This window comes from Thiorhodococcus mannitoliphagus (assembly GCF_010915725.1).
In the GTDB taxonomy this organism is placed as follows: domain Bacteria; phylum Pseudomonadota; class Gammaproteobacteria; order Chromatiales; family Chromatiaceae; genus Thiorhodococcus; species Thiorhodococcus mannitoliphagus.
The window spans coordinates 49,850-76,758 of record NZ_JAAIJR010000008.1; the positions used below are offsets into that span (position 1 = coordinate 49,850).

Consider the following 26,909-nt stretch of genomic DNA (forward strand, 5'->3'; position numbering starts at 1 on the left):
CGCTCAGCAGCGATCACCATGAAATCCATCCTACTGGTCAGACTGAGCGCCATCGGCGACATCGTCTTTGCCTCGCCGCTGGTCTCCGCCCTGCGTCGCCAATGGCCGGATGCCCATATCGCCTGGCTGGTGCAGCCGGAGTGCACGGCACTGCTGGATCAGCATCCGGACCTCGACGAGGTCATCGTCTGTCCGCTCCGACACTGGCAGCGCCTGTGGCGTGAGCGGCGTTTGCGTGAGCTTGCGCGCTGCATCCGCGCGCTGCGGGACAACCTGCGCGCGCGCGACTTCGATCTGGCGATCGACCTTCAAGGCTTGCTGAAGAGCGGTGCCTTGACGCGGCTCTCCGGCGCGCGCGAGCGCATTGGGCTGGGTTCGCGCGAGGGTAGTCAATGGCTGATGACGCGCAGGCTGCCGCGCGGCGGGGAGTCCAAGCGGATCGGCTCGGAGTACCTCTTCCTCGCGGAGTCCTTGGGCCTGCCGGTGGACGGGTTCGCTATGGTGGTGCATTACGGTGAGCCCGAGGCGGCCTTCGTCGAAGACATCATCCGGCGCGAGGCGCTGGGCAACGGCTACGCGGTGCTCTGTCCCTTCACGACGCGACCGCAGAAGCACTGGATCGAGGCGCACTGGTCGCGCCTGGCGCGCCGGATAGGCGACGAGCTGGGACTGGTGCCGGTGCTGCTCGGCGGGCCGGGCGATGGCGAGGCCGCGATGCGCATCGCCGACGCCACGGACGATCTCGTCGTCGATCTCGCGGGTAAGACGAGCCTGACCGAGGCGGCTGCGATGATCGATCGGGCGGCGCTGCTGGTCGCCGTGGATACGGGTTTAGGCCATATGGGGATTGCGCTGGATACGCCGAGCCTGCTGCTGTTCGGCTCGACCTGTCCCTACCTCGACACCACGCGCCCCAATGCCCAGGTGCTTTATCACCAGCTCCCCTGTTCGCCCTGCAAGCGGCGGCCGACCTGCGGTCCTCGGGCGACGCCCGAGCAGCGGCCTTGGCTCGACTGCATGCAGCGCATTGAGGTCTCAGAGGTGATCGCCGCCGCCAAGCAGGTGTTGAAGGCGTGAAGATTCTCCACGTCGAGGGCGGTCGTCATCTCTACGGCGGGGCCTTTCAGGTGCTGCATCTGCTGCGCGGGCTCCATGCGCGCGGGCATCAGAGCCTGCTCGCCTGTCCGCGCGGCTGTGCCTTGGCCGCGGCGGCGGCGTCCGTCGCCGAGGTCCACGGCATGCCGATGCACGGCGATGCCGATGTGCTCATGGCCGATCGGTTGCGGCGTCTGATCCGGCAAGCGCGCCCCGACCTGGTGCACCTGCACAGCCGCATCGGGGCGGACGTCATGGGTGGGATTGCCGCAAGACTCGCTGGCGTGCCCGTCATCCACACCCGTCGGGTCGACAATCCAGAGCCGAGGTGGCTGGTCGCGCTCAAGTACCGGCTGCATGATCGGGTCGTCGCCATCTCCGAGGGCATCGGTCGGGTGCTGATCGAGGAAGGGCTGCCGTCGGCCAAGCTCCGTATCGTCCGCAGCGCCGTGGATTTCGAGCACTATGCCGGCGGCTGTGCGGGGGCGGCGGTTCGAGCGCGCCTTGGTGTGTCAGAGGACGCCCAGCTGATCGGCGTCATCGCCCAGCTCATTCCACGCAAGGGTCACCGCTTTCTCATTGAGGCGGCGCGCGACTTGATGGTGGAGCACCCGAGCCTGGAGATGCGTTTCTTCGGCCAGGGGCCGCTCGCCGATGAGCTGACGCGGCAGATCGCCGAGACCGGTCTGAGCGCGCGCATCCGGCTCGCCGGTTTCCGTGACGACCTCGCCGAGATCCTGCCCTGCCTCGACCTGGTCGTGCACCCGGCCCTGATGGAGGGGCTGGGCGTCTCCCTGCTCCAAGCCGCCAGCGCCGGTGTGCCCATCGTCGCGAGTCGCGCCGGCGGCATCCCCGAGGCCGTACGCGATGGCGAGAACGGCTTGCTGGTGCCGCCTGGCGATGTCCGCGCCCTGCGCGATGCCATCTCCGCCTTGCTCAAGGATGCCGAGCGCAGAGCGGCCCTGGGCGCGGGCGGCCGAGCGCTCATGGCGCGCGCGTTCTCGATCGACGCCATGGTGGAGGGGAATCTCGCCGTTTACCGAGAGCTGATGGAATCCGTCGGCTGAAGTGCGGATGTGTATAATATCTGAATCTGGTACACATTGGTGCAAAGGTCATGCGAACGAACATCGTCATCGATGACGAGCTGATGGAGCGCGCCCTTGCGCTCTCGGGTCTCAAGACCAAACGCGAGGCTGTTGAGGAAGGACTCCGAATGCTCGTCCGTCTGAAAGAGCAGGAACGCATCCGTGCTGCGCGCGGCAAGCTGCACTGGGAAGGTGACCTGGACGCCATGCGGCGCGACGATGCCTGATGGTACTGGTCGATTCTTCGGTCTGGATCGGCTACTTCAATGGGGTCGTCTCTCGTCAGACGGACGCGCTCGATTCCGTGCTTGCGAGCGAGCCGGTACTGATCGGCGACCTGATCCTGACGGAGGTCCTCCAGGGGTTCCGATCCGAAGCAGGCTATCTGCAGGCGCGCCAGCTGCTTTGCTCGCTACCTTTCCGTCAGCTTGGCGGCTACCAGGTCGCCTTGGCTGCAGCGGACAACTACCGGCGGTTGCGCGCTCGAGGCATCACGGTTCGCAAGACCATCGACGTCATCATCGCGAGCTATTGCATCCTGGAAGGAGTGACGTTTTTGCACGCTGATCGTGATTTTGAGCCCATCGAGCGGATCTTGGGCCTTCAGGTCCATCCCGCCGCCTCGGTCAGGTCGGTTTCATGAGCGACCCAAGCACCCTGCAAATGGTCGCGAGCAAGGCCCTCGGCGGCGCTGAGCGCTGGTTCATCCGTTTCTCGCAGGCGCTGGCGGATTGCGGTGCTGCTGCTCAGCTCGCCATCCGCGACGGCAGCGCGCTGGACGGCATGGATCTGGGCGGGCTTCCGGTCCACACACTGCCTTATCGCACGACTTGGGATCCCTGGTCGCGGCGGGCGACGACGCGGCTCATCCAGCAGCTCAGGCCGGATATCGTCCAGACCTACATGGGGCGCGCCACGCGGCTGACCCATCTGCCGCTGGGGGAGCGTCCGGTGCATGTCTCGCGGCTCGGCGGCTATTACGCCTTGGGGCCCTACCGACACGCGCACGCCTGGATCGGCAATACCAAGGGGCTCTGCGACTGGATGGTGCGCCAGGGGCTGCCGGCGGAGCGCATCTATCACATCTACAACTTCGCCGATGCTGCGCGTCCGGTCGCGCCCGAGGCCGTCGCCGAGCGGCGCCAGGCGCATGGCATCCCGGAGGACGCCTGGGTGCTGCTGACGCTTGGGCGTTTCGTAGCGGTCAAGGGTCAAGCCTATCTGATCGAGGCGCTGAGCCGACTGCCCGAGCGCATCGCCGACCGGCCGCTGCGCCTGGTGATGGTCGGTGACGGTCCCCTGGGTCCCAAGCTCCAGGCGCAGGCCGAGCAGCTCGGTCAATCCCACCGCATCCTCTGGGCCGGCTGGCAGCCTGATCCGGCACCCTACCTGCAAATGGCGGATCTGGTCGTCTTCCCGTCTCTGGATGCGGAGACCCTGGGCAACGTCATCCTGGAGGCCTGGGCCTGGGGCAAGCCATTGGTGACCGCGCGCTTTCGCGGGGCGCGCGAGTTGGCGCGGCACGGCGAGGATGCCTTCTGCGTGTCCTGTGAGGACGCCATCGGGTTGGCGAGCGGGATCCGGCAGACCCTATCCGATCCGGCGCTCATGGTGTCGATGGTCAGCCGTGGCCGCGAGCGCGTCGAGCGCGAATTCGGCCGCCAAGCGATCATGGACCGCTATCTCGAACTCTATCGCTGCCTGGCCGGCTGAGCCCGGAGTCGGATGCGCCTTGATCGGTGGGAGCTGCGCCCTCGCCGCGACGGGCGTCCGATCATAGCGGGGGGCGCTGCCGGTGCATGTTCAGCCCGGGTGATGAAGACTGCGGCTGAGATTGTGGAGATTGAACTGCCCCTCACCCACTGTCTCGCGGCAGAGTTCAACCAGATGTGCGTGATGCGTAAAGAGGAATATCTGAGTCCGCCTGGCGAGATGCGCAAGCTGCGGAAGAATCGCCCTAGTTCGTTCATTATCGAAAGTAATCAGCAAGTCATCCAGAATGAGCGGCATCGGCTCATAATCCTCCAGATAACGATCCATCGCCGCGAGACGAAGGGCGAGATAGAGCTGATCACGGGTTCCATCACTCATGCCTTCCACAGGCACAGGGGTTACCCCATTCACCCTGCGGCCAACCATCACCGGGACATCCTCGTTGTTGAATTGCGCCGCGAGACCATCAAAGGCGCCTTGAGTCATCTGCTTGAACACCTGCCCTGATTTTTCCAGCAGCGGCCCCTGGTTTTCCTCTCGAAACCGTTCGATTTGGTTCCGCAGGAAATGGGCGGCCAATCGCAGGCGGATGAATCTGGCAGCGTCCTGCTTCAAAGTCGCCGCCACGGATTCCGCCTGCTGGCGCAAATCCGCGGCCTCATCCCCGGCGCTTTCTAATTTGCTTTTTTCATGGTTCAAATTGATCAACTTGGCCTGCACGTCCTGCAGGCTCTGGGTTTTTTCTGTCTTTCGGCCTTCCAGACTGGCTTTGCGCTGCGGCAAGTCATCCGCGTTCTCGGCTTGAACCCGAGCAACAAACTCATCCACCCCCTGCCCCTTAGCGAGTAGGCTGAGGGTGTCTCTCAGACCATCGATCCGGTCTTGGATGGCCTTGCGCTTCTCTAGGTTAGCGAGCAGCGGCTCCAGTGCTTCCGGCATCTCCAGGTTGGTCAATCGCATCAGCTCTGCCTGGTCTTGCAATGCCTGTGTTGCCGTCTGTCTCGCGGTCGTCAGCTCAGCGTCCGCGTCGGTCATCTGAGTCATGAGCTGATCATGCTCTGTCTGCGCCTTCCGAGCCTGCGAAAGCGCCTTCCACAGAGCGGCCTCCTGTGCTTCCGTCAGGCCCGCCTCGATCTCCAGCGCGACCGCCTTCTCGGCAACACTGCGTTCATACTGACGGATCCTGTCCGCGATGATCTCAGCTTCGCCGGACAATTTGCCCCAAGTGTCGAACTTGGCGAGAAGCTCTTGGCGTTCCTGAAGTAATCTCAGACCTGATTCCGGCGTCGTGTCTTGCGCCAGCCCCGCTGACCGACTGCGCGACGTCCAGTTTGCCTTCGCCGTGTCGAGCGCACCCAGCAGATCGACAGACTTTCGATCAAGGCCCGCCAGGGTCTTTTTCTGCTTTTCAAGGCGCTTCCCGATGGCATTGCGCTGGCCTGTTGATTCCTCCCCTTGCTGAACACGGTCTCTGGCCGCTTCGAACAGCACGGAAAACGACTTGTTGGGAGACTCCGCCAAAGCCGCCGCCAGCGTGTTTCTGGCGTTCTGAACCTTTGTGTGCCTGGCACTGAAAGCGGCCTCGGCTTCGCGCAGCCTGATGACGGTGTCTCTGAACCGAACCCAGTTCTCGCGCCAGTCGTCCATCTCGTCGGGCGAACGGGGGGTGATTCCGCTTGGCGCCCACTCCGCCTCCCACGCCGCCTGGCATGTCGCGGCCGCATCCCGGTGTGCAACGAGTGCCTCTTTTGCCTCCATGATGGTTTTCTGGCTGGTTCGGATCTGGAGACGCTTTTCTTCGGCCTGGGCAACGGCTTCGGCATCCCGTCGCAATTGATCGGCGATGCTGTCCGCCTTGGCTATCGCTTGCGGGAAGGCGTCTTCCAGCGGGACTTCGGGGTCGAAGGGTTCCTGCGCGCCATCCCCCTTCCATTCCGCAAGGACCAATTGCCAGCCGTGGTCGCGATGTTCCCTGGCTTGCCCGAGGGACTCCTCGGATGGCAAGGCGCCGCGACGCTCAAGACGGCGCAATTCGTCCTCCAATGCGTTGATCTTTCGCTCCTCGTCTCGGACCAGCTTGCCGGCCTGATCGATTTCGCGCTCCAGCCGGTCGAACTCTTCACGGAATTTGCGAATGGTGGCGGGTGCGGGAACGGCAAGGCGCGCGGCGGCATCCACGTCCTCGGGAACACCAGGCACCAGCGCCTGCTCGGTGGCAACCGCGCGGATCAGGTTCTCGACCTCCGCCTGGCTTGCGGCTAGGGTCTTGTTGGCTTCCGTCGCCTCCGCGGCCTCCGCGAGGGCCTCTCGTAGCGGCGTCAAGTCGGTTTCCGGGAGCAGGGCCAGCTCGGTTCCATCATTCTCGATCTCGGCCCGCAAGGCATCCACCGTGGCCGCATTCTCGGCATGCTGTTTCATCGCGTCCCGCAGGGCGTTTGCAGCCTCTTCATAACTCAGTCGCACGGCACTGCTCAGGCGCAGGGTCTCCAGTGATGTCAGTTCCCCATGGACACCCAGGTTTTTCATGCCCGCCCGCAAGACCGGTTCAATGCCGGCCAGTTCCTCTTTCAGCTTGGCGAGCATTTTCTTGTGCTCGCGATAGGCCCCCAGTTCCTGATGCAGGACGTCGAGTGCCTCCGCCTCAGCCAGGACCTTCGGGGAAGTCGCACAGTCGGCCACTTGGCTGTTGAGCTGGTTGATCCGGGTGGTGAGCGCCTGGACACCATCACTGGAACTGGTCACGGCGGCGCGAACCAATCGCGCCCGTTCGACGAAATCACTGGCGACATCCGGCAAGGGGGGAAGCTCGCTGAGTGATCGCATTTCATCGCTCAAACGTCCGACGCTCGGCAAGGCATCCTCACAGCGCTCAACCCAGGCGAGCTCGCGCGCGATGTCGTTGATCTCGTCCTCCAGCGTCTGTCGGGCCGAAGCCTGTTCCGTCAAGTCCTTTTTCAACTGATCCCAGGTCTCGGCGTTGACCGTGGCGTCGCGGCTTTGCTTCAACAGATCCTTATGTCGGTGCGCCGCCGGTCTGATCGACACGTTGGCCGACGCCCGGCCTTTGAAGAGCTGCTCGGAATCCGCAACCAGCGCCTCCAGGACACGCTGAATGGGCGTGCCGCCCAGGCTTGCGGAAAACAGTGCGGTGCCGATTTCGCCCTCTCCCTTGAGCAATTGCATGGCACCCTCGCGGAGTTCTCTGCTGCCCAGGCCAAACATGGCTGAAAAATGGGCCTGATCAACACCACCCAGGAACGGCTGTAGGGCATTATCCGGCAGGGGATTGCCATCCCGGTCCAAAAGCGTGTTCTTGTTGCCCTTGCGGCGCTGGAACACCAGTTGTTCACCCGCTCGATTCTCAATCTCGCCCCGAACCAGCAAATGCTTGTAGTCGTGCAGGAAGTTGTCAGGGGACTTGCCGTGAATGCCGAATAACAAATCGCGGATGGTTCTCAGCAGAGAACTCTTGCCGGCCTCGTTCTCGCCATAGATCAGATGCAGATCGCAATCCTCCGCGGGAAACGAAAGATCCAGGTTGGTAAAGGGTCCAAACGCGGGGATGCTGAGTCGCTGGAATCTCATGCGGACGTTCCTCCTTCCGTTTGGAGCGAATCCAGAATGATTGCACGGACATCCGCCATCAGCGCGGAACGCTGCTCCGTCGCCCATTCCCTTTCCACCTCGGCCCGCACGTCCAGAGGCAGCACATTGAGCATCTCGAGGATGTCGTCCGGCAAGTCATCCGGGCTGTGGGTCGCCTGCTCCAGCGTTTCCAGCACGATCTTCGTCAGCGCATCACGCTCCGCCAACTGGCCGAGGTCATAGACCGGTGAGGTTGCCACTTTGATCTGCTCGATCCAGACAGCGTCCTCACCAAAGTCCTGTGCGATCCCCAGAATCTCGGCCCTCCAGCGCTGGGCCTCACGGTGTAGGCAGCCGTGCAGCGGGCTGGCTCCGGTCAAGGTGATTCGGGCGGCCAACAAGCGGTCCTCGGCCATCTTCACGGCATCGGCGAGGGCGGTGCGAATACGCTGAGTGGCTTCGATTTCCTTTTCCACTTGGTCCAAGACCACTGGCACATCCTGCCAGCGCACCACATCCAGCGTGCGCCGTTCGACGCCTTCGACTTCGAGGGCATCATTCACACTGACCAGGCAGCAGCCGCGTGGCCCGGTTTCGCGGGCATGCCGCCCCTGGCAGTTGCCGGCGAAGACAATCCAGGGGTCTTTGCTAATCACCTCGGGCTGATGAACGTGCCCCAGCGCCCAGTAGCCGTAGCCCTTACTGCGCAGATCCTGCTCGGAACAGGGCGCGTAGGTCGCGTGGCCGGGGCGCCCCGTCAAACTGGTGTGCAGCAGACCCAGATTGAACTTGCCCGCTATGGCGGATGGATAGTCCAGGGCCAGGTTCTCAGGAACGGCGCGATTGGGAAATCCGCGGCCATGAATGATCACCGGCAGCCCAGGCACCTCGAACGATTCCGTGGTGCGCGTGGAAAACACCCGCACATTGTCGGGAAGGCCGAGCTTCTTCGTGATCACCGAGGCGGCATCATGATTCCCGGCAATCAGGTAGACCGGAATGCCACTGGCATTGAGCTGGGCCATCTGGCTTCGAAAGAACAAACCCGTGCTGTAGTCTTTCCAATCACCATCGTAGAGGTCGCCGGCAATGACCACGAAATCAACGCGCTCGTCGATCGCAAGCTGAACCAGGTTCTCGAATGCCCGCCGGGTCGCGCCGCGAAGCACATCCAGCGGCGCGCCATCATGCGCTTGCAGTCCCTGGAGTGGGCTGTCCAAATGAAGATCGGCGGCGTGGATGAAGCGAAACATGGGTGCGTAAACCTCAGGTATTGGTTTGGTTGACCTTCTCTTGAGCCCGCGAGAGATGCACGTCGTTCAGCCGGTGTTGGGCGAGCGTCTTACTCATGATGAAAAATGACCCTCACTGAAATGATGCATCATTGGCCTCGGGCTCCAACAGCTGACCGGCCGGAACGCTGATTCCCTGTCATCCAAACAATCAAACCAAAGCGTCGATGCTCAGATTCTTGAGATCGAGAACGGCGCCCGCCCGAAGCAAAGCATCCAATCCCAAGATGCCATTCATCTTGAAGCCATCGTCCAATCCGCCGAATTCGATGTCCAGCAATGAGGCTTGGTGTTCGCCGATAGCGATCGCATCGACTGGTCTGGAAAAGACATACTCCACCCACCCACTCCTCGTATCCTGCGAAGGCTGTCAGTGGTTTCGGGGTAAATGCCGAGAGAGGCGACCGCATCAATGGACAGCAGCGTGGTGGCCGAGTCGGTATCGACCAAGACATCGTCAATCTCCAGCCTGACGCCGTGATAGACCAAGGCCACCGGCACAAACAGCAAGGAATCGCGGAGTATCAGCTTCATGCGTCGGTCCTGATATCCATCCAGCGCCGTTCCTCGACGCGCAACTCTTGGCGGCTGGTATGCACGAACACAAATTCGCGAGCTGGATAGACCTGATGAAGACGCCGGTAGGCAGCAAATGCGGCGGCGCCATCGGGACATTTTTCCACGGCGGTCATGTCATCGCCGACGAAAACGTCTCCCTCCTCATGGAATTGGATCGCCTCGACAACCAGCCATGCGTTTGGATGCTCGGCTCGAACCTCTGCCCACTTCATTCGTACCTCCTGGCGCTACCCTAAAGTGATCACGCTCTTTGACTTCACTCCGCGGATGTCTGCGCCGCCTGTTTGACCGCGTTGCTGCAGTGGCAGTCATTCCTGCGATTGCCGTCCGGCTCTTTGCCGACGCCGATGAAGTCTCGCGGCTCCCCGTTCCAGCCCCAAGACCTGGATATTTTGGCCCCGTTACGCAGGGGCTCCTTGCCGCGATCCTTCTCCCGCTTGATGTTGAGCTTGGTGCGCAGGATGCCGGTGCCCTTCGAGGTTTGTCTTGCGGAAATTGGTCGAGAGCCAGAAGAAAGCCGAGTGCTGGGCTGGGCGTTTTCGCATCTCTAGTTCCATGAGAGCGCTGATTTTGCGCGACTTTCTATTCGTTTCGCGACTTTTTTCTGACGAAAAACGGAGAGTAGCTCCGTACTTGCTTTCTAATCGTTGGGCTATCTAAGATAGCATTCATGCCATTACTCCTGATGTCTCAGACATGATCACAGCTGTTCAGATGCGGGCTGCGCGGGCCTTGCTCGGCATGGACCAGCGCCGGCTCGCCGAGGCGGCCGGCTTGTCGCTGCCGACCATCCAGCGCATGGAGGCGAGCGACGGTCAGGTGCGCGGCAATGTCGAGTCTCTGGTCAAGGTCGTCGATGCCTTCGATCGTGCCGGCGTCGAGTTGATCGGGGATGGCGCGGCCAGCATGGACGGCGGTCGCGGCGTGCGCTTCAAGACGCAGCCCCCTTCGGATCCTTCAGAAGCATGAGCGCCAGTCCGGCCCTGCTGCTGGCCTTTCTGGCTGTGATGCTGGGGTTGGCATCCTCAGCGGTGTCGCTGTTCGCGGACCGTCAGCCACGCGTCCTGCGCCTGATGGCCATGCCCTTGGTGGGTCTCTCAGGCTTGGCGGCACTGACCGCGGGGCTGCTCGTGCTCATCCAGGGCGGCAGCTTCGCGCTGACCTTACCGCTCGGTCTGCCCTGGCTGCCCTGGCACCTGCGGCTGGATGCCCTGTCCGGCGTCTTCCTCGCGGTGATCGGCCTGGTCACCATGGCCGTCGGGCTCTATGGTCCCGCCTACCTGCGTGGCTTCGAGCAAGGGCGGGACTCGCTCGTGGCACTGGGCGGCTTCACTGGGCTCTTCCTGGTCGGGATGCTGCTGGTGGTTTTGGCGGACGATGCCTTCCTTTTCATGGTGGCCTGGGAGCTGATGTCGCTGGCGTCTTACTTCCTGGTGGCCTTTCAGCACGAGCAGCCGGCCAACCGTCGCGCGGCCTTTCTCTATCTGCTCATGGCCCATATCGGTGGGCTGGCGATCCTGCTCGGCTTCGGCGTGCTGGCGGCCTTCGGCGGCGGCTTCGATTTCGATGCCATGCGGGCGGCGACGCTCTCGCCGGGCTGGGCGAGCGTCGCCTTTGCGCTGGCATTCCTTGGTTTCGGGATGAAGGCCGGTCTGGTGCCCATGCATGCCTGGCTGCCGGAGGCCCATCCGGTCGCGCCGTCGCACATCTCGGCCTTGATGTCAGGCGTCATGCTCAAGGTCGCGGTCTACGGCTTCATCCGCGTGGTGCTGGACCTCAACGGCGAGGTGCAGTGGTTCTGGGGCCTGGTGCTGCTCGCCGTCGGCAGCGTCTCCGCGCTCATGGGCGTGCTCTTCGCCCTGATGCAGACGGATCTCAAACGCTTGCTGGCCTATTCGTCGGTGGAGAATCTGGGGATCATCTTCATCGCGCTCGGGCTGGCGCTGCTGTTCCAGGCCAAGGATCACGTCATGCTGGCCGCGCTCGCCCTGGTCGCGGCCCTCTACCATGTCATCAATCACGCGCTCTTCAAGGGCCTGCTCTTCCTCGGTGCCGGCGCCATCCTGCACAGCGCCCACGAGCGCGACCTGGAGCAGATGGGCGGGCTGCTGCGGCGCATGCCCTGGACGGGCTATTTCTTCCTCATCGGCTGTCTGTCGATCTCGGCCTTGCCGCCCTTCAATGGCTTCGTCTCGGAGTGGCTGACCTTTCAGGCCGCGCTCCAGGCCTGGCAGCTCGACAGCGGCGTGCTGCGCAGCCTCATTCCCATCGCCTCCGCCGTGCTGGCGCTGACCGGCGCGCTGGTCGCGGCGACCTTCGTCAAGGTCTACGGGGTTGCCTTTCTCGGTCAGGCCCGCAGCCGCCATGTGCGCCGCGCGCGGGCGGTCCCCTTCGGGATGCGCCTCGGGCAGGGGTTTCTGGCGGTGCTCTGCGTTCTCCTGGGCGTTCTGCCCACCCAGGTCGTCCATCTCATCGAGCCGGTCTCCGCCCAGCTGCTGGGCACCGGCATTCCGCAGGCGAGCGCCAATGGTTGGTTGTGGCTGACACCCATCTCCTCGGATACCGCCAGCTATAGCGCGCCGCTCAGCGTCTTCGCGCTGACCTTGATCGCTGGCGTGGCCATCTGGTGGTTCAAGCGCCGGACCGCGCGGCGCGCTAAGCGCTGCGATCCCTGGGACTGCGGCTTTGCCGCCCCGACGCCGCGGATGCAGTACACGGCGACCGCCTTCGCCCAGCCGGTGCGGCGGGTCTTCGGACTGCTCTTCGAGATCGAGGAGGCGCGAACGACGGGCGAGGACGGCCTGCAGCGCTATCGGCTGCGGATCGCGGATCGGCTGTGGGGGTGGCTCTATACGCCGGTCGCGCGCGGGGTCGAGTCCGCCGCGCGGCGGGTGGTGCGGCTGCAGTCGGGCAATGTCCGGGTCTATCTGGGCTGGACCTTGGCGACGCTCCTGGTGCTGTTGTGGATCATCTCGGGGGCGTGATGGGGATGGGCTGGCTGATGCGGGCGATTTCATGCCGACCTGGGCTGGCGCTCTACGGCGTAGGGTGGACGAGCGCGAGCGAAGTCCACCGGGTCTTGCGCCGGCGCTGGTGGACTGCGCTGGGCTTGTCCACCCTACGGGCACTGCTGGTGGGAGCGGCGCCTCGCCGCGATCAGGAGCGTTGGGCTCGTCGCGGCGGGGCGCCGCTCCCACGATGCGCCCGGTCTCTGGCGTCAGGGAGCCAGGTGAGGGGCGGCATCCATGCTTAGCGCTTGGCTCATCGCCCTGCTGCAGGCGCTGCTCTGCGCCGCACTTGCACCGCTGCTGGTCGGCTGGGTACGCAAGGTGAAGGCACGGCTGCAGAACCGGCGCGGCGCGCCTGTCCTCCAGCCCTATTCTGATCTGCGCAAGCTGCTCTACAAGGAGACGCGGGTGGCGCACACGGCCTCGCCGCTGTTTCGCATCGCGCCCTATATCGTCTTCGTCGCGACCTGGCTGGCCGCCGCCACCGTGCCCCTGATCGCGCTGGATCTGCCGACGGCGCAGATCGCCGACATCATCGTGCTGGTCGGGCTGCTGGCCCTGGCGCGCTTCTTTCTCGCCTTGGCGGGGATGGACGTGGGCACCGCCTTCGGCGGCATGGGCGCCTCGCGCGAGATGATGGTCTCCGCGCTCGCCGAGCCGGCGCTGCTGCTGGCCGTCTTCACGCTGGCGATGACGGCGCACAGCACCAGCCTGGCGAGTGTCATGCAGCATCATCTGACCGATGGCTTCCTGCTGCGCCCCTCCTATCTCTTCGCCTTCGGCGCGCTCATCTTGGTTGCCCTGGCGGAGTGCGGACGCATCCCGGTCGACAATCCAGCGACGCACCTGGAGCTGACCATGATCCACGAGGCCATGATCCTGGAGTACACCGGTCGCCACTTGGCGCTCATGGAATGGGCGTCGCAGCTCAAACTGCTGCTCTATGGGGTATTGGTCGTCAATGCCTTCTTCCCCTGGGGAGTCGCCCAAGATTTCGGTCCCTTGGCGCTCGGTCTGGGGCTGGTCTCGGTCGCCTTGAAGCTGGGTGTCCTCGCCGTCGTCTTGGCCGTGGGAGAGACGGTGTTGGCGAAGATGCGTCTCTTCCGGGTGCCGGCCTTCCTGAACCTGGCGCTGCTGCTTGGGCTGCTGGGGCTCTTGAGCCATGTGATTCTGGAGGTCGGTACATGAGTCTGACGCTCATGACGCTGCTCCAGCAGTTCGTGCTCATGCTCGCGGCGCTGGCCCTCTTCCTGTCCTTCGTGCTGCTGGCGCAGCCGCGGCTGGTTGCGGCCATCCACGTCTTCGCCTGGCAGGGGGCACTGGTCGCGGCGGTGACCCTGACTGTCGCCCTGGCGGGGGATGCCTCGCACCTCTATTTTTCGGCCCTGCTGACCCTCGGGCTCAAGGCGCTACTCATTCCCTGGATGCTCCACCGGCTGGCGCGGCGGCTGGGCCTGGAGCGACATACCGAGACCCTGGCGCGCCCGACGCTGGTCATCATGGCGGCCGTGATCCTGGTCATTTTCAGTTACTGGGTGGTGGTGCCCATGGTCGCCCAGGGCTTGGCCTTCACCCGCAACATCATCGCCGCGAGCCTGGCCGTGGTGCTGATCGGACTCCTGATGATGGTCTTCCGCCAGCAGGCGGTGGCGCAGGTGCTGGGCTTCATGTCGATGGAGAACGGGCTCTTCCTCGCCGCTGTCTCCGCGACCGCTGGCATGCCGCTGGTCGTGGAGCTGGGTGTGGCCTTCGATGTGCTGGTCGCCATGGTGCTCTTCGGCGTCTTCTTCTTTCAGATCCGCGAGAGCATCGACTCGCTGGACGTGGATCGGCTGAATCGACTCACCGAGACGGTCGAGGCTGAGGAGGGCCGGCGTGATGCGTCCTAGGCGCGGGGTGTTCCCCGGATGAGCGCGCTCATGCTGACGCTGCTTGCGCCCCTGATCGGGGGCATCGCGCTCATCATGATGCGCAACCTCGGCCCGGCCGGGTGGGTGAATCTGGGCGTGTCGGCGTTGACGCTGGGTGGCGCGCTGTGGCTCGCGTTCTTGGTTGCCGCTCATGGGACGGTCGAGGGCGCGGGCTTCCGGGTCGATGCCTTCAACGTCTACTTGGTCGTGCTGACGGCCTTCGTGGGCCTGACGACCTCCATCTTCTCACGGCCCTACATGCGCCACGTCTGCGCCCAGGGACGCATCAGCGCCGCTAGCCTGCGCATCTATCACGGCATGTACCAGGCCTTCATGCTGACCATGCTGGTGGCGCTGACGACCGATAACCTCGGCGTACTCTGGGTCGCAGTGGAGGGGGCGACCCTGGCGACCGTGCTGCTGGTGTCGCTCTACCGCACGCCGGAGGCCGTCGAGGCGGCCTGGAAGTATTTCATCCTCTGCGGCGTCGGGATCGCGCTGGCGCTGTTCGGCACCGTGCTGACCTATTTCGCCTCCCAGCACGTCGTTCAAGAGGCCGATGCGGGCCTGACCTGGAGCGTGCTCTACGCGCACGCCCATGCGCTGGATCCTACGGTGATGCGCATAGCCTTCGTCTTCCTGCTGGTTGGGTATGGCACCAAGGTCGGGCTGGTGCCCATGCACCAGTGGCTGCCGGATGCCCACTCGGAGGGGCCGACGCCGATGTCGGCGGTGCTGTCCGGTCTCTTGCTCAACGTGGCGCTTTACGCCGTGATTCGGCTCAAGATGCTGGTCGACGGATCGCTGGCGGAGACCGCTACGCCGCATCTGGCGGGCGGCTTGCTCATGGGCTTCGGGCTGGTCTCTTTCGTGGTTGCCGGACTCTTTCTGCATCGCCAACGCGATATCAAGCGGATGTTCAGCTATTCGTCGATCGAGCACATGGGGCTCATGACCTTCGCCTTCGGGCTGGGCGGGCCCTTGGCCACCTTCGGCGGGCTGCTGCACATGCTGGTCCACTCGCTCACCAAGTCGGCCATCTTCGTCACTGTCGGTCATGCGACCCACATCGCCGGGACCCAGTCGATCGAGCGCATTCGCGGTCTGATCCGCACCCAGCCAGCGGTGGGCTGGTCACTGCTGATCGGCGTTGCGGCCATCGCGGGCTTTCCGCCCTTCGGCGTCTTTACCAGCGAGTTTCTGCTGCTGACCGCAACCATGGAGTCGTATCCTTGGTTTAGCGTCGTGCTGCTCGGCGGGCTGGTGATCGCCTTCGCCGGGCTGTTCAGGCACTTGCATCCCATGGTCTACGGCACCGCGCCGGAAGGGCAGCAGCCGGTCCAGGCCAACATGCTGCCCGTGCTGGTGCACCTGGGGCTGGTGCTCTGGCTGGGGCTGGCCATCCCTGGCTTTCTCGCCGCCTGGCTGGATAGCGCGACCCAGCTCATCACTGGGAGTCATTTGCTGTGACCCATTCCGATCAGATCAGCGATTCCGATCAGATGCCCCGTTCCGCCTGGCTGTGCGAATATCTCGCCAGGCTGGAGGATGAGCAGGTCATGGCGCAGCATGGCGATGCGCGGATCCTGGCGCCCGCCCACCGACTGGAGCTGGACCCGGAGGGCTGGGCGACCGCCGCCAAGGTCGCGGCCGCCATGGGGCTGAGGCACGCCGGGCTCTGGGCGGACTGCCTTGATGACAGCGCTCTGGCCGCTGAGGACAGGGCCATCCGTATGCAGGCTTGTCTGGAGCACGCGGGCGACTATCTGGTGCTCGAGACCCAGGTCCCCATGCTGCGCCCGGTCTTGGCCTCCCAGGCGTCCATCTATCCTGGCGTCGATCGGCTGGAGCGACATGCACACGACCTCACCGGACTCGAGCTGACCAGCCAGCCGGACGGCCGCCGGTGGACCCGGCACCAGGCTTGGCCGGAGGATCGTTTTCCGCTGCGCGGTGACTTTCCGCTCGCCGGTGAGCCCGTCGGGCGCGCCCCGGCGGACGCGGACTATCCCTTTGGGCGCGTACAGGGGACGGGTGTCTATGAGATCCCGGTCGGCCCGGTGCATGCCGGCATCATCGAGCCCGGTCACTTCCGCTTTCATGCCATGGGGGAGGACGTGCTGCAGCTCGAGGAGCGGCTGGGCTATGTCCACAAGGGCATCGAGAAGCTGGCGGTGGGGCGCGATCCCGCTGGCTTGGCGCGGCTGGCGGGACGGGTGTCCGGCGATTCGACGGTCGCCCATGCCTGGGCAGCCTGTCAGGCGATGGAGCGGGCGACTGACTGCATCGTGCCGGCTCGCGCGCAGGCGCTGCGCGGGCTCATGGCCGAGCGTGAGCGTGTCGCCAATCACCTCGGTGATATCGGCGCCGTCTGCAACGACGTCGGCTTCGCCTTCGCGCACCTTCAGTGCGGGCGCTTGCGCGAACGCTGGCAGCGGCGCAGCCAGGCGCTCTTCGGCCATCGGCTGATGATGGATGCCGTGATTCCAGGCGGTGTCGCGGTGGATCTCTGCGACAAGGTCGTCGAGGAACTGCGGGAGGACCACGCCCAGCTCAAGTCTGAGATCGTCCCCATCTTCGACGTGGTTGCGGATCATCCCTCGCTGGACGACCGTCTCATGACGACCGGAGTCCTCTCCGAGGCCGACGCCCGCCAGCTTGGCTGCACCGGTTATGTCGGCAAGGCGAGCGGGCTTGCATTCGACGTGCGGCGGGACAGTCCCTATGCGCCCTATGATGGCTTGGCGATGGATGGCGCCATCCTGGCCGAGGGTGACGTCGCCGCCCGAGTGCGGGTGCGCATGGCGGAGATCGGCAACGCTCTGCGCTGGATGGATCGTCTACTCAAGTCGCTGCCGGACGGGCCGATCTGCGCACAACTGCCCGAGGCCGAAGCGGGCGCCATGGGGCTGGGGATCATCGAGGGCTGGCGCGGGGAGATCCTCAGCTTCATCCGCTTCGGCCCTGACGGGCGGATCGCGCGCTACTTCCCGCGCGACCCGAGCTGGTTCACCTGGCCCGCCCTGGAGCGGCTCATCCACGGCAACATCGTCCCGGACTTTCCCGTCTGCAACAAGTCCGTGAATGGCTCCTATTCAGGGCAGGATCTGTAGGCCTGTGGTGGATGAGCGCAGCGAAATCCACCAGCTCGCGTGAGACACCGGAGCGGTGAGGGTGGACTGCGCTGCGCTTGTCCACCCTACGGACTGATTCCAAAAAGCTGGCCGCTGGAGGCTGGGAGCTGATAGCTCTCTTTAAAGACCACGACTGATGTTCCGAATCCTCAAGAAATCATTCCAAACGGGCGTCGTTACCGAGACGCCGCCGGATGTAGCGGACGCGGAGTTCGAGCGCATCGGCATCGAGCTGCGTCGGCGCATCGACGTCCGCTTCAGCCGCAGTCTCGCCATTCGGCAGGTCGATGCCGGCTCTTGCAATGCCTGCGAGCTGGAGATCCAGGCGCTCAACAATGCTTACCATGACGTCGCGCGCTTCGGGGTCCACTTCGTGGCCTCGCCCCGCCACGCCGACGCGCTGCTGGTGACCGGGCCGGTGTCAAGGCACATGGAGGCAGCACTGCGCCGGACCTGGCGCGCGACACCCTCGCCCAAGTTCGTCATCGCCGCAGGAGACTGCGCCTGCACGGGTGGCGAGTTCGGTGCCTCCTACGCGAGCTGCGGGGCGGTCGAGAAGGTGATTCCGGTCGATGCCAAGATTCCAGGTTGTCCACCATCGCCGCTTGAACTGCTGCAGGGGCTTCTGCATGTCTTGCGCGGCTAAGGCGGTTTCCGTGCTCGCAGTCCTGGGGGACTTCTGAGCATGTCGCCGTCTGGCATCTCCATCCTCATGTACCACCAGGTCGGCGACTTCGCGCCCATGAAGGCGCACCGCGCGAACTATTGCGACCGCCGGCGCTTCGCGGCGCAGATGGGTTTGCTCGCGCGACTCGGCTACTCGGTGCTGACGCTGGATGAGGTTCTCGCCTGCCTGCGCGGCGAGCCTGTCATGCCGCCAAGGGCAGTGGCTCTGACCTTCGACGACGCCTATGAAAACTTTGCCGACTATGCCTTGCCGGTGCTGGAGAAACATGGTTTTCCGGCGACCGTCTATGCCATCAGCGGCTGGCTTGGGCGTCGCGCCGAGTGGTTCAGCAAGGACCCCGGCCGGCCCATCCCAAACTTGATGAGCGGCGCGCGGCTGCGCGAAATGCGTGCGGCGGGGATCACCGTTGGCTCGCATACGGCCAACCATGTGAAGCTCGGCGAGGTCGACTTGGCGACCAAGCGCCGCGAGATCCGGGATAGCAAGGCGGCGCTCGAGGACGTCTTGGGCGAAGCGGTCGATCACCTCTGCTACCCCTTCGGCAGCTTCGACCGCGAGACCCTGCACCTGGCCGCTGAAGCCGGCTATCGGAGTGCGACCACCTGTCTACGGGGTGCGGCAACGCCGGCGGACCATCCCCTGATTCTGCCGCGCAAGGCGATTTCTTACGGCGACAATCTGCTCGGCGTCTGGTGGAAGCTGGCGATGAAGCATGCCCCCAAGCCCGCACTCGCCGAGTGGCGGCGATGGGCGCTCCATGACGCAAAGGAGGCGTGGCAGCGACGCCCCGATCATGCCGACGGACAAGAACAACAAGAAGATCGGTGCTGATCGACGCGAGCCTTCCCGGGCTCGAGGTCGCGCTCAGTGCCGCCGACACTGCTTGCTATGCGGCGTTGGAGGCTGGCGCGGAAGCGCATCCAGATCGATGATGCTCAGGACTCGGGGATCGGGCGCCCGCGTCTCATCGACGAACTCATGGCCGCCAAGGCCAAGGGGGCGACAATCCAGTAGAATCTGTGCCCGCCGGACGCACCGGCGCCTGGACCACCGGAGCCGATCTTGAGCCGCACCCCTCTGCCTAGCTTCCCCGACCTCAGCCGTGCCCGCATCTTGGTGGCCGGCGATGTCATGCTCGACCGCTATTGGACGGGCGCGACGCGGCGCATCTCGCCGGAGGCGCCGGTGCCCGTGGTCCATGTCGAGCAGGTCGAGGATCGTCCGGGTGGTGCCGCCAATGTCGCGCTCAATTTGGCTGCGCTGGGCGCGAGCACGGCCGTGGTCGGCGTCACCGGCGCCGATGAGGCGGCCGATCTGCTTGCCGCGAGACTCCAGGCTCGCGGTATTCAGGTGTACCTTCATCGCCGCGACGACATTCCGACCATCACCAAACTGCGTGTGCTGAGCCACCACCAACAGCTCATCCGACTCGACTTCGAGCAGTCCCTCATCCCCGCGGACGTCGATCCCTTGCCGAAACTGGTCGAGGATGCCCTGGCCGACGCCGATCTGCTGCTGCTTTCCGACTATGCCAAGGGCACCCTGGCCGACCCGCAGGCTTTGATCGCGGTCGCAAAGGCCCTGGGCAAGCCCGTGCTCGTCGATCCGAAGGGGCGGGATTTCACGCGCTATCGCGGCGCGACCTTGCTGACCCCCAATCGGGGGGAACTCGAGGAGATCGTCGGCGCCTGCGTGGATGACGCCATGCTCATTGAGAAGGGCCAGCGGTTGCGGGCGGAGCTGCGGCTCGACGCCTTGCTGGTGACCCTGGGTGAGCGCGGCATGCTGCTGCTGCGGTCCGACGCGGAGGCCCTGCATTTGCCGACCCAGGCACGCGAGGTCTTCGACGTCACCGGCGCGGGCGATACTGTGATTGCGACCCTGGCGGCGGCGCTGAGCGCCGATGTCGCGCTGGCCGAGGCTTGCGCCTTGGCCAACTGCGCGGCAGGGCTAGCCGTCGCCAAACTGGGCACGGCTACCGTAACGGCCGCCGAGCTGCAGCGGGCCTATCAGGGGCACGCCTGGCAGCCTGTCCTCGACAGCGCCGCGCTGACTGCGGCGGTTGCTGCGGCACGCGCGGCGGGCGAGCGCGTGGTCATGACCAACGGGTGTTTCGACATCCTGCACGAGGGCCATGTCGCCTATCTCCAGCAGGCAAAAGGGCTCGGCGATCGGCTCGTGGTCGCGGTCAACGACGACGCCTCGGTGCAACGTCTCAAGGGCGAGGGTCGACCCGTCAATGGCGTCGAGCAGCGCATGGCGGTGCTCGCGGGGCTCGCCTCGGTCGATTGGGTCTGTCCCTTCGGCGAGGACACGCCAGCGTCCCTGATCTGCCAGGTCAAGCCGGATATCCTGGTCAAGGGCGGGGACTATCGGCCGGATCAGATTGCCGGGGCCGATTGTGTGCGCGCGACTGGCGGTGAGGTCCGCGTCCTCGACTTTCTCCCAGGTCGTTCGACGAGCCGCATCATCGGCGCGATCCGGGACCATTGAGATCGGTGCTGGCCTCACGCATGACCCTCGGACTCTATTCGCTCCTCTTGCGCTTGATCTTGCCGATCGCGCTGCTCCGGCTCTATGTGCGCAGCTTCAGGGCGCCTGAGTACCGACGGCGCATTGGCGAGCGGCTGGCATTGGGGCATCCGGCGCCGCGGGCCGACCTCTGGATTCATGCCGTCTCGGTTGGTGAAGTGCAGGCTGCGGAGCTGCTGATCCGGCGCCTGCGCGGCCGTGATCCGGCCTTGCGCATCCTGGTGACCACGACGACGCCCACGGGCGCGGCGCGTCTGCAAGATCTCTGCGGTGACAGGGTCGAGCATCGCTATACGCCTTACGACTTGCCGGGCGTCATGCGGCGGTTCTTGGTTCAGGTGCGCCCGTCTCTCGTGGTCGTGGTCGAGACCGAGATCTGGCCCAACATGCTGGCGGCCTGCGAGCCCCGCGGCATCCCGGTCATGCTGGCCAATGCGCGGCTGTCGGCGCGCTCGGCACGCGGCTATGCGCGGCTGGCGCGGCTCACCGGAGAGACGCTGCGGCGGTTTTCCCGCATCGCGGCGCAGACCGAGGCGGACGCGCAGCGATTCGTGGGGCTTGGCGCGGAGCCTAAACGTGTGCAAGTCACGGGCAGCATCAAGTTCGACCTGCACCAGCCCGCGAGCCGGCGCGAGCTGGCCGAGACATTGCGTCGAGCCTGGGGGATCCAGCGTCCAGTTTGGGTCGCGGCGAGCACGCACGAGGGCGAGGAGGGGCCTCTACTAGAGGCGCATCGCCGGGTGCTGGAGCGTTTGCCGAACGCCCTCTTGGTCCTGGTGCCGCGCCACCCGGAGCGCTTCGGCCGCGTCGCCGTCTTGGTCGAGCGGTACGGGTTCGCCATGGTGAGACGCAGTCACCATGAGCCTTGCCGCGAGGATACTGCAGTCTTGCTCGGCGATACCATGGGGGAACTCGCGGCCTTTCTCGCGGCGGGCGATGCCGCCTTCATTGGCGGCAGTCTGGTCCCGACCGGTGGGCACAATCTCTTAGAGGCCGCAGCCGCGGGTGTCCCCATGGTGGTGGGGCCTCACACCTTCAACTTCGCCCAGATTACGGCAATGATGGTAGAGGAGGGGGCGGCAGCGCGTGTCGCCGATGCCGCCGAACTCGCCGAGGTCATGAGTAGCTGGCTGAGCGACGCGGCCTTGCGCGCCCAGGTGGGCGAGCAAGGCCGTGTCGTGGTGGAGCGCAATCGCGGCGCCCTGGACCGCCTGATGGCGGTGCTGGACGCAGGCGTCGAGGCTGGCGAGCCAGGTCCTTCGGCTATTTGAACAGCGACCAGACGTCGCGGAACTGGTCGTCACTGGAGTCGCCGATCCATTCGAAGCCGACGGACTCGGTGCAGACGACTTGGACTCCGCCATGGCGCATCCGGTCGAGCACATTCTGCTTGCAGGCTGGCTTGCGGGAGATGACGCCGTCGGACGGCACGAAGACCTGATAGCCCCAGCGCTGCAGACCGGACACCGTCTGCGAGATGCAGATGTGTGCCTCCATGCCTACGACGACGAGCTGGCGCCGGTCGGGGTGCAGCGAGATGTTGCGCTCGAAGCCGGTCGCCGTGCAGCAGGAGAAGGCCGTCTTCTCGGTCGGCTCATGGTCGTCCGGCATATTGCTGCGGATGGTCTCGATGATGGGGCCGAGCCCCTTCGAGTTGTGCTGGGTCGCGATGACCGGAATGCCCAGGATCTTCGCTGCAGTGATCAGCCGATTGATGTTCTCCACGACGAGTTCGACCTCGTCCATGGGCATGGCGGCGGCGAGCCGCTCCTGAGCGTCGATGATTAGGAGCTGCGAAGATGCGCGTTGGCACAGGGGCATGTGGGCCGGATGGGTACTCATTGGCCTGTCCTCCGAAATCGTTATACGTCTGTGCTGCCGACGATACGGGAGCCGAAGGAGTGTGCGCTATTAGCCTCATCAAAATCAAGGATTGATAGGGCTAATAGCGCGAGGTGATTTGCGCCAATGTTTTCCGCTTGATAAAGACACTGGCGTCCGCGCCAATGGCAAGTCGCTGGCCCTGCTAAAGCTCGAAGGTTTCTGGCTCGACGACATTGCGCAGGGGCGGCACGCTGGTCTCGATCAATGCGTCGCGACGGAGAACGCTCGCGCTCTCGCGGGTGATGCGCAAGCACTGCATGACAGGCTCGGTGCCGAGAATGCAGAAGAGCCGGCCGCCGATCGCGAGCTGGTCCTGGAAGAGCGACAGCGAGTCTTCGGTTGGCATGGAGCCGGTGATGGCAATGACGTTGTAAGGCCCGCCCGGGATGCGGCCCGCGAGTCCGTCAGCTTCCTGGACGTCGACTTGTTTCACCTTGAGCGCGGACAAACGCGCGTGCGCGGCGGCGGCAAGCGCGGGGTCGATCTCGACGCTGATGACGCGGGCACCCAGCTTGCTGAGACAGGTCGTCACATAGCCCGTGCCGGTCCCAATCTCCAGGGCCTTGTCTCCCGGCGCGACGTTAACGGACTGAAGCAGATGGCCGACGAGCTTCGGGGGCAGCATGCAGCTGCCCTCGCCGATCGGGATCTCGATGTCCGCGTAGGCCAGACCACGGTAGGCATCCGGCACGAAGTCTTCGCGCTGGAGCTGCCCCATGACGTCCAAGACGCGATCGTCCAGGACGCTCCACGGTCGGACTTGCTGCTGAATCATGTTGAACCGCGCATGCTCGGCGGCGCTATCCGTCGTTGGGTTTTCCATCGTCGAAGTGTCCTCGAATCAGTCGTTTATGTTATGCGGCGCAAAAGCCTACTGAGTTTGGCGAGCCACGGCAACCTGGGCCTTGGGTCGGATGCGGTGCTCTTGGCATCCCGGCTGCTTTCAATGGCCTGGGCGCGGCAATCCCGCGCGGGCGCTGAAAGCCCTGTTTAGGTTCAGTCCACAACCTGCGCGTAGTTTTGACTGCGCACGCCCTGCAGCAGCGAATCCACGTCCTCGGTGGATGCACCAAGCATCTGCAGCGCCTCGGCGCCCAGTCGCAGACTGCTCTCGATCGCCTCCGGATAGGCCCGAGTCGCCCCCGCGCGGATCAGGCTGCCGCAGGCCTCCAGATCCCTTGCGCGCGCGATGACGGGCACTTGGGGATGGGCGTTACGGATGTGCGAGACGGCTCGCAACGCCGTCGGCCCGTGATCGATGGTCAGGATGACGAGCGAGGCACTGCCGACCTGGGCAGCGTCGAGCAGTTCCATGTCGCCAATGTCGCCATAGTAGACGGCGCGGCCGTCGCGCACGCCGCGCTCGACATTGGCCGGGTTGGTGTCGAAGGCGATGAAGGGGATCTGATTCACCTCCAGCAGGGTCGCGATGGTATGGCCGACGCGCCCGTAGCCGGCGACGACCACGCGCCCCCTGGGCGTGACGCCGGTTGCCTCGAGGTCGAAGGATCCCGGTGCGACCCTGCGCCGCTCGGCGCGGCGGGCCAGGTTGTCGCCGATGCGCACCAGCAGCGGTGTGAGCAGCATGCTCACCGAGATGACGCTGACGGCGATGACGAAGGTCGACTCGCCGATCACGCCCATGGCCTTGGCGAAGCCGAAGAGCACGAAGCCGAACTCGCCGTTTTGCGCGAGCAGGAAGGCCACCCGGGTCGCCACCCCGCGCGGCAGTCCGAAGAGCAGGGCGATCAGGAACAGCACCACCAGCTTGATGGCGACGATGACGATCACATGCTGTGCGAGCAACAGCGGCTGGGCGGCGATCGCCGGCAGGTCGATCGACATGCCTACGGCGACGAAGAAGAGGCTCATCAGCAGCCCCTTGAAGGGCTCGATATGGGCCTGGATCTGGAAGCTGAAGCGCGACGTGGATAGCAGCATGCCCATCATGAAGGCCCCGAGCGCCATGGAAAGGCCGGCCTCGTGCATGGCCCAGGCCGAGAGGAAGACCGCCAGCATGACGACCAGGGCGAAGGCCTCGCGATTGTTCTGACGCAATAGGCGATCCAGCGCGAATGGGACGACGTAGCGGCCGCAGACGATCACCAGTGCGAACATCCCGACCAGCGTCAGCGCCTGCTGGGCGAAGGGTAGCTCGGACGAGGCGGACCCGAGGTCGGAGAGCAAGGGTACGATGGCGAGCATGGGCACCACCGCCAGGTCCTGCATCAGCAGGATGGCGAAGGCGCTGGTCCCGTGCCGGGTGGCCAGGTCACCGCGCTCGTGCAGCAACTGCATGACCAGCGCGGTCGAGGATAGCGCCATGGTCAGCCCGATGATGAGCGCGGCCTGCCAGGACGCCTCGTAGAGGGAGATATAGGCCGCGATGCCGATGCCGCAAAGCAGGATCTGCACCGTGCCGAGACCAAAGACCTCGCGTCTGAGCGCCCAGAGACGCTTGGGCTGCATCTCCAGACCGATCATGAAGAGCAGCAGCACCACGCCCAGCTCGGTGAAGCTGCGCACATCGTCGACGTGCGCGGTCACATAGGGGCCGGGCGAGTAGGGACCCACGATGATGCCCGCGACCAGCAGGCCCAGGATGGAGCCCAGCCCGAGGTGCTTGAAAAGGGCGACAGAGAGCGCCGCCGCGGTCAGCAGCACAATGGCGGAGACGACAAAACTCTGTAATTCCATGTGGGAACTTTACCAAGTTCCGAGCCAGTGCGTCTTCGGGCCGCGAAGGTTACCGGAAGCGACTTGGGGGCAGGTGATCGCCTGGCCTTGATCGGGTTCGATCAGGATGCTTGCAACTGTCAGCCATCTCGGCGGGCGGTCCGGCGACTGACAAGACTGCCATGCGGCTCAAAGCCCCGTCTGCCGCCGCCAATACCCGGTCATCTCCAGATAGCCACGTCCGATCTCTTGCCCGTCTTCGAGCAGAGGTGTCGCACCTTCCCAATAGACGGCGCCGGTGGAACGGCGACCGTCGAACTCTTGGTCTTCGGCCTTGGTCATCAGTTGGGTCGGTAGGGTGGACGAGCGAGAGCGAAGTCCACCGAATCCCGCGTCGGCGTTGGCGGACTGCGCTGCGCTTGTCCACCCGGAAGAGGACTGGCCGAAACGATGATCGACGCCTGGTCGTCCATCAAGGGGCTCAGGGTGAGTTGTCTGCCGTCGATCTCGATGACCCACTCGACCGGATAGACGGCTCCGGGCTGACTGCGAGAGCCCCATAATGGCCAAAGTCGAGCTTATGTGCGTAAATGATTCTCAGATACCAGAGGTATCGAAAATAAATCTGTCCCCTTTTTGGCGCTGAGGTAGCGTGTAATGAGTCCGTCAGAACCCGGAGATGCCGACCATGCAAGCCATCGAGATCGAAGTGACACCCGAACAGCGCCAGATCCGGCTGCCCGACGTAGTTCCGAGCGGCGTGACCCTGCGCGTAGTCATGATGTGGGAGCCGCTCGAGGATGACGACGAAGGGCTGAAGACGCTCATCGTCAACACCACGGAGGGGCTCTCAGAGGACGATCTCGCACGCTCGCGAGATTTGGGACGCGGAGAAGCGGGATGGGATATCTGATCGATACGAACATCTGGTCCGAGCTGCAGAAGGGTGATCGGACCAATCCGGGAGTGAGGCGCTGGTATGAGACCGTGCATGCGCGGGAGCTGTATTTCTCGGTGCTGGTGATCGGTGAAGTTCGCTGCGGGATTGAGCGCCTGCGCCGTCGTGATGCCCCGCAAGCCGAGCGTCTGGAGCCGCGCTTGGCCGAGCTGTCCGCCAAGGTGTCCGCGCGTATCCTGCCGATCTCAACCCCCATTGCTGAGCGGTGGGGACGGATCAACGTCCCCGATCCGCTCCCCGTTGTGGATGGGCTGCTGGCAGCCACCGCCCTGGAGCACGATCTGGTGCTGGTCACGCGCAACGTCCGGGATGTCGAGCGAACCGAGGTGCGCCTTCTCAATCCCTTCGAGGAAGCCACCGGATGAGCTTCCCGCGCTATCCAGCTTACAAGGACTCGGGGGTGGAGTGGTTGGGGGAGGTGCCGGAGCACTGGAAGGTTGGGCCATTGCGGCGGTTCGCAGAGGTAATCGACTGCAAGCATCCGTGAGCTAAGAAAGCGTCCACCAACAACTTCCCCCCTTTCGCAAAGGGGGGCCAGGGGGGATTTCGGGCGGGATCGCTCGCATCGGTAAACAATTGATGAGCATTTTCTAAGCGACGACAAGATCGAACTCAGCAACGCGAAGCTCACCTCGCGCGGCGAGTGGGAGTTCTTGGGGGAGGGGCGAGCGCCGAAGCAGGGAGACCTAAGGTGATTTCCGAATAACAGTTTACCCGGTTAAGATGGGATTTACTCAACAGACTGACCCTATCGAGTCCGACCATGT

The 26,909-nt window shown here is 64.6% G+C and carries 27 protein-coding genes and 1 pseudogene; 19 read left to right on the top strand and 9 right to left on the bottom strand.

Annotated features, from left to right (window positions below; translation table 11 throughout):
- The first annotated feature begins 18 nt into the window (after positions 1-18).
- Genes G3480_RS03435 through G3480_RS03455 form a run of 5 tightly spaced genes read left to right on the top strand, consistent with a single transcriptional unit; the run spans position 19 to position 3,896 of the window.
- Positions 19-1,077, top strand: coding sequence for a glycosyltransferase family 9 protein (locus tag G3480_RS03435; protein ID WP_164652273.1), 1,059 nt, complete (start codon positions 19-21; stop codon positions 1,075-1,077).
- Complete coding sequence (locus G3480_RS03440; RefSeq protein ID WP_164652274.1) at positions 1,074-2,162, top strand: glycosyltransferase; 1,089 nt, start codon at positions 1,074-1,076, stop codon at positions 2,160-2,162. The genes G3480_RS03435 and G3480_RS03440 overlap by 4 nt, the downstream gene beginning before the upstream one ends.
- A 50-nt stretch (positions 2,163-2,212) precedes the next feature.
- Positions 2,213-2,410 carry a type II toxin-antitoxin system VapB family antitoxin gene (locus tag G3480_RS03445; protein WP_164652275.1) on the top strand — a complete coding sequence of 66 codons (198 nt, stop codon included), beginning with the start codon at positions 2,213-2,215 and terminating at the stop codon, positions 2,408-2,410.
- The gene (gene vapC / locus G3480_RS03450) at positions 2,410-2,826 is read left to right on the top strand and encodes a type II toxin-antitoxin system VapC family toxin (protein ID WP_206171470.1); all 417 of its coding nucleotides are present in this window, start codon (positions 2,410-2,412) and stop codon (positions 2,824-2,826) included. The genes G3480_RS03445 and vapC overlap by 1 nt, the downstream gene beginning before the upstream one ends.
- Positions 2,823-3,896 carry a glycosyltransferase gene (locus G3480_RS03455; RefSeq protein ID WP_164652276.1) on the top strand — a complete coding sequence of 358 codons (1,074 nt, stop codon included), beginning with the start codon at positions 2,823-2,825 and terminating at the stop codon, positions 3,894-3,896. Before vapC ends, G3480_RS03455 begins: the two co-directional genes overlap by 4 nt.
- Before the next feature lie 90 nt (positions 3,897-3,986).
- On the opposite strand, the gene G3480_RS03460 is transcribed toward G3480_RS03455, so the two are convergent.
- Positions 3,987-6,479 carry an ATP-binding protein gene (locus G3480_RS03460; protein ID WP_240905558.1) on the bottom strand — a complete coding sequence of 831 codons (2,493 nt, stop codon included), beginning with the start codon at positions 6,477-6,479 and terminating at the stop codon, positions 3,987-3,989.
- A 103-nt stretch (positions 6,480-6,582) separates the two neighbouring features.
- On the opposite strand from G3480_RS03460, the gene G3480_RS28190 reads away from it, so the two are divergent.
- Positions 6,583-6,858 carry a hypothetical protein gene (locus G3480_RS28190; protein ID WP_240905559.1) on the top strand — a complete coding sequence of 92 codons (276 nt, stop codon included), beginning with the start codon at positions 6,583-6,585 and terminating at the stop codon, positions 6,856-6,858.
- 62 nt (positions 6,859-6,920) lie between these two features.
- On the opposite strand, the pseudogene G3480_RS29405 reads toward G3480_RS28190, so the two are convergent.
- The 4 genes and pseudogenes from G3480_RS29405 to G3480_RS03475 form a co-directional block, all read right to left on the bottom strand.
- Positions 6,921-7,568 (bottom strand): annotated as a pseudogene (locus G3480_RS29405) (ATP-binding protein); the annotation flags it as partial.
- Positions 7,478-8,734 carry a metallophosphoesterase family protein gene (locus G3480_RS03465; protein WP_164652278.1) on the bottom strand — a complete coding sequence of 419 codons (1,257 nt, stop codon included), beginning with the start codon at positions 8,732-8,734 and terminating at the stop codon, positions 7,478-7,480. The pseudogene G3480_RS29405 and the gene G3480_RS03465, both read right to left, overlap by 91 nt.
- Before the next feature lie 273 nt (positions 8,735-9,007).
- Positions 9,008-9,307: a pepsin/retropepsin-like aspartic protease family protein gene (locus G3480_RS03470; protein ID WP_164652279.1), complete on the bottom strand. Its 300-nt coding sequence runs from the start codon at positions 9,305-9,307 to the stop codon at positions 9,008-9,010.
- The gene (locus G3480_RS03475) at positions 9,304-9,564 is read right to left on the bottom strand and encodes a hypothetical protein (protein WP_164652280.1); all 261 of its coding nucleotides are present in this window, start codon (positions 9,562-9,564) and stop codon (positions 9,304-9,306) included. Before G3480_RS03475 ends, G3480_RS03470 begins: the two co-directional genes overlap by 4 nt.
- Positions 9,565-10,048: 484 nt before the next feature.
- On the opposite strand from G3480_RS03475, the gene G3480_RS03480 reads away from it, so the two are divergent.
- The 11 genes from G3480_RS03480 (at position 10,049) to waaA (ending at position 21,895) form a co-directional block, all read left to right on the top strand.
- On the top strand, positions 10,049-10,321 hold the full coding sequence (locus tag G3480_RS03480; RefSeq protein ID WP_164652281.1) for a helix-turn-helix domain-containing protein: 273 nt from the start codon (positions 10,049-10,051) through the stop codon (positions 10,319-10,321).
- Positions 10,318-12,336 (top strand): hydrogenase 4 subunit B, encoded by a 2,019-nt coding sequence (gene hyfB, locus G3480_RS03485; RefSeq protein WP_164652282.1) that lies wholly within the window; start codon positions 10,318-10,320, stop codon positions 12,334-12,336. The genes G3480_RS03480 and hyfB overlap by 4 nt, the downstream gene beginning before the upstream one ends.
- Before the next feature lie 261 nt (positions 12,337-12,597).
- The gene (locus G3480_RS03490; RefSeq protein ID WP_164652283.1) at positions 12,598-13,548 is read left to right on the top strand and encodes a respiratory chain complex I subunit 1 family protein; all 951 of its coding nucleotides are present in this window, start codon (positions 12,598-12,600) and stop codon (positions 13,546-13,548) included.
- Complete coding sequence (locus G3480_RS03495) at positions 13,545-14,249, top strand: formate hydrogenlyase (RefSeq protein WP_164652284.1); 705 nt, start codon at positions 13,545-13,547, stop codon at positions 14,247-14,249. The genes G3480_RS03490 and G3480_RS03495 overlap by 4 nt, the downstream gene beginning before the upstream one ends.
- 18 nt (positions 14,250-14,267) lie before the next feature.
- Complete coding sequence (locus G3480_RS03500; RefSeq protein WP_164652285.1) at positions 14,268-15,740, top strand: hydrogenase 4 subunit F; 1,473 nt, start codon at positions 14,268-14,270, stop codon at positions 15,738-15,740.
- A gap of 32 nt (positions 15,741-15,772) precedes the next feature.
- Positions 15,773-17,383 carry a hydrogenase large subunit gene (locus G3480_RS03505; RefSeq protein WP_164652301.1) on the top strand — a complete coding sequence of 537 codons (1,611 nt, stop codon included), beginning with the start codon at positions 15,773-15,775 and terminating at the stop codon, positions 17,381-17,383.
- 157 nt (positions 17,384-17,540) lie between these two features.
- Entirely contained in the window at positions 17,541-18,050 is a 510-nt protein-coding gene (locus tag G3480_RS03510) for an NADH-quinone oxidoreductase subunit B family protein (RefSeq protein ID WP_164652286.1), read from the top strand.
- 39 nt (positions 18,051-18,089) lie between these two features.
- On the top strand, positions 18,090-18,923 hold the full coding sequence (locus G3480_RS03515; protein WP_164652287.1) for a polysaccharide deacetylase family protein: 834 nt from the start codon (positions 18,090-18,092) through the stop codon (positions 18,921-18,923).
- Positions 18,924-18,959: 36 nt separating this feature from the next.
- Positions 18,960-19,106 (top strand): hypothetical protein, encoded by a 147-nt coding sequence (locus tag G3480_RS03520; protein ID WP_164652288.1) that lies wholly within the window; start codon positions 18,960-18,962, stop codon positions 19,104-19,106.
- A gap of 48 nt (positions 19,107-19,154) precedes the next feature.
- Positions 19,155-20,585 carry a bifunctional D-glycero-beta-D-manno-heptose-7-phosphate kinase/D-glycero-beta-D-manno-heptose 1-phosphate adenylyltransferase HldE gene (hldE, locus tag G3480_RS03525; protein ID WP_164652289.1) on the top strand — a complete coding sequence of 477 codons (1,431 nt, stop codon included), beginning with the start codon at positions 19,155-19,157 and terminating at the stop codon, positions 20,583-20,585.
- Between the two features lie 20 nt (positions 20,586-20,605).
- Positions 20,606-21,895 carry a lipid IV(A) 3-deoxy-D-manno-octulosonic acid transferase gene (gene waaA / locus G3480_RS03530; RefSeq protein ID WP_164652290.1) on the top strand — a complete coding sequence of 430 codons (1,290 nt, stop codon included), beginning with the start codon at positions 20,606-20,608 and terminating at the stop codon, positions 21,893-21,895.
- Here waaA and G3480_RS03535 read toward each other — a convergent pair.
- The 4 genes from G3480_RS03535 to G3480_RS28195 form a co-directional block, all read right to left on the bottom strand.
- On the bottom strand, positions 21,888-22,466 hold the full coding sequence (locus tag G3480_RS03535; protein ID WP_164652291.1) for an isochorismatase family protein: 579 nt from the start codon (positions 22,464-22,466) through the stop codon (positions 21,888-21,890). The genes waaA and G3480_RS03535 overlap by 8 nt on opposite strands.
- 184 nt (positions 22,467-22,650) lie before the next feature.
- Positions 22,651-23,331, bottom strand: a complete 681-nt coding sequence (locus G3480_RS03540; protein WP_240905560.1) for a protein-L-isoaspartate O-methyltransferase family protein — start codon at positions 23,329-23,331, stop codon at positions 22,651-22,653.
- Positions 23,332-23,504: 173 nt separating this feature from the next.
- Positions 23,505-25,205: a cation:proton antiporter domain-containing protein gene (locus tag G3480_RS03545; RefSeq protein WP_164652292.1), complete on the bottom strand. Its 1,701-nt coding sequence runs from the start codon at positions 25,203-25,205 to the stop codon at positions 23,505-23,507.
- A gap of 168 nt (positions 25,206-25,373) precedes the next feature.
- Positions 25,374-25,745: a lipocalin family protein gene (locus G3480_RS28195; RefSeq protein WP_240905561.1), complete on the bottom strand. Its 372-nt coding sequence runs from the start codon at positions 25,743-25,745 to the stop codon at positions 25,374-25,376.
- Positions 25,746-25,872: 127 nt separating this feature from the next.
- On the opposite strand from G3480_RS28195, the gene G3480_RS03555 reads away from it, so the two are divergent.
- Both G3480_RS03555 and G3480_RS03560 read left to right on the top strand, forming a co-directional pair.
- Positions 25,873-26,097 carry a hypothetical protein gene (locus G3480_RS03555; RefSeq protein ID WP_164652294.1) on the top strand — a complete coding sequence of 75 codons (225 nt, stop codon included), beginning with the start codon at positions 25,873-25,875 and terminating at the stop codon, positions 26,095-26,097.
- On the top strand, positions 26,085-26,507 hold the full coding sequence (locus G3480_RS03560; protein ID WP_164652295.1) for a type II toxin-antitoxin system VapC family toxin: 423 nt from the start codon (positions 26,085-26,087) through the stop codon (positions 26,505-26,507). The genes G3480_RS03555 and G3480_RS03560 overlap by 13 nt, the downstream gene beginning before the upstream one ends.
- Positions 26,508-26,909 lie beyond the last annotated feature (402 nt).

Bases quoted from the DNA above. Each gene is read 5' to 3' on its own strand.
- G3480_RS03535 (WP_164652291.1), bottom strand. From the start codon at position 22,466: ATGAGTACCCATCCGGCCCACATGCCCCTGTGCCAACGCGCATCTTCG.
- G3480_RS03510 (WP_164652286.1), top strand. From the start codon at position 17,541: ATGTTCCGAATCCTCAAGAAATCATTCCAAACGGGCGTCGTTACCGAG.
- G3480_RS03560 (WP_164652295.1), top strand. From the start codon at position 26,085: ATGGGATATCTGATCGATACGAACATCTGGTCCGAGCTGCAGAAGGGT.
- G3480_RS03470 (WP_164652279.1), bottom strand. From the start codon at position 9,307: ATGAAGCTGATACTCCGCGATTCCTTGCTGTTTGTGCCGGTGGCCTTG.
- G3480_RS03540 (WP_240905560.1), bottom strand. From the start codon at position 23,331: ATGGAAAACCCAACGACGGATAGCGCCGCCGAGCATGCGCGGTTCAAC.
- G3480_RS03465 (WP_164652278.1), bottom strand. From the start codon at position 8,734: ATGTTTCGCTTCATCCACGCCGCCGATCTTCATTTGGACAGCCCACTC.
- G3480_RS03460 (WP_240905558.1), bottom strand. From the start codon at position 6,479: ATGCTCGCCAAGCTGAAAGAGGAACTGGCCGGCATTGAACCGGTCTTG.
- waaA (WP_164652290.1), top strand. From the start codon at position 20,606: ATGACCCTCGGACTCTATTCGCTCCTCTTGCGCTTGATCTTGCCGATC.
- G3480_RS03555 (WP_164652294.1), top strand. From the start codon at position 25,873: ATGCAAGCCATCGAGATCGAAGTGACACCCGAACAGCGCCAGATCCGG.
- G3480_RS03500 (WP_164652285.1), top strand. From the start codon at position 14,268: ATGAGCGCGCTCATGCTGACGCTGCTTGCGCCCCTGATCGGGGGCATC.
- G3480_RS03475 (WP_164652280.1), bottom strand. From the start codon at position 9,564: ATGAAGTGGGCAGAGGTTCGAGCCGAGCATCCAAACGCATGGCTGGTT.
- vapC (WP_206171470.1), top strand. From the start codon at position 2,410: ATGGTACTGGTCGATTCTTCGGTCTGGATCGGCTACTTCAATGGGGTC.
- G3480_RS03435 (WP_164652273.1), top strand. From the start codon at position 19: ATGAAATCCATCCTACTGGTCAGACTGAGCGCCATCGGCGACATCGTC.
- hyfB (WP_164652282.1), top strand. From the start codon at position 10,318: ATGAGCGCCAGTCCGGCCCTGCTGCTGGCCTTTCTGGCTGTGATGCTG.
- G3480_RS03480 (WP_164652281.1), top strand. From the start codon at position 10,049: ATGATCACAGCTGTTCAGATGCGGGCTGCGCGGGCCTTGCTCGGCATG.
- G3480_RS03490 (WP_164652283.1), top strand. From the start codon at position 12,598: ATGCTTAGCGCTTGGCTCATCGCCCTGCTGCAGGCGCTGCTCTGCGCC.
- G3480_RS03515 (WP_164652287.1), top strand. From the start codon at position 18,090: ATGTCGCCGTCTGGCATCTCCATCCTCATGTACCACCAGGTCGGCGAC.
- G3480_RS28195 (WP_240905561.1), bottom strand. From the start codon at position 25,745: ATGGGGCTCTCGCAGTCAGCCCGGAGCCGTCTATCCGGTCGAGTGGGT.
- G3480_RS03495 (WP_164652284.1), top strand. From the start codon at position 13,545: ATGAGTCTGACGCTCATGACGCTGCTCCAGCAGTTCGTGCTCATGCTC.
- G3480_RS03505 (WP_164652301.1), top strand. From the start codon at position 15,773: ATGCCCCGTTCCGCCTGGCTGTGCGAATATCTCGCCAGGCTGGAGGAT.
- G3480_RS03445 (WP_164652275.1), top strand. From the start codon at position 2,213: ATGCGAACGAACATCGTCATCGATGACGAGCTGATGGAGCGCGCCCTT.
- G3480_RS03455 (WP_164652276.1), top strand. From the start codon at position 2,823: ATGAGCGACCCAAGCACCCTGCAAATGGTCGCGAGCAAGGCCCTCGGC.
- G3480_RS03545 (WP_164652292.1), bottom strand. From the start codon at position 25,205: ATGGAATTACAGAGTTTTGTCGTCTCCGCCATTGTGCTGCTGACCGCG.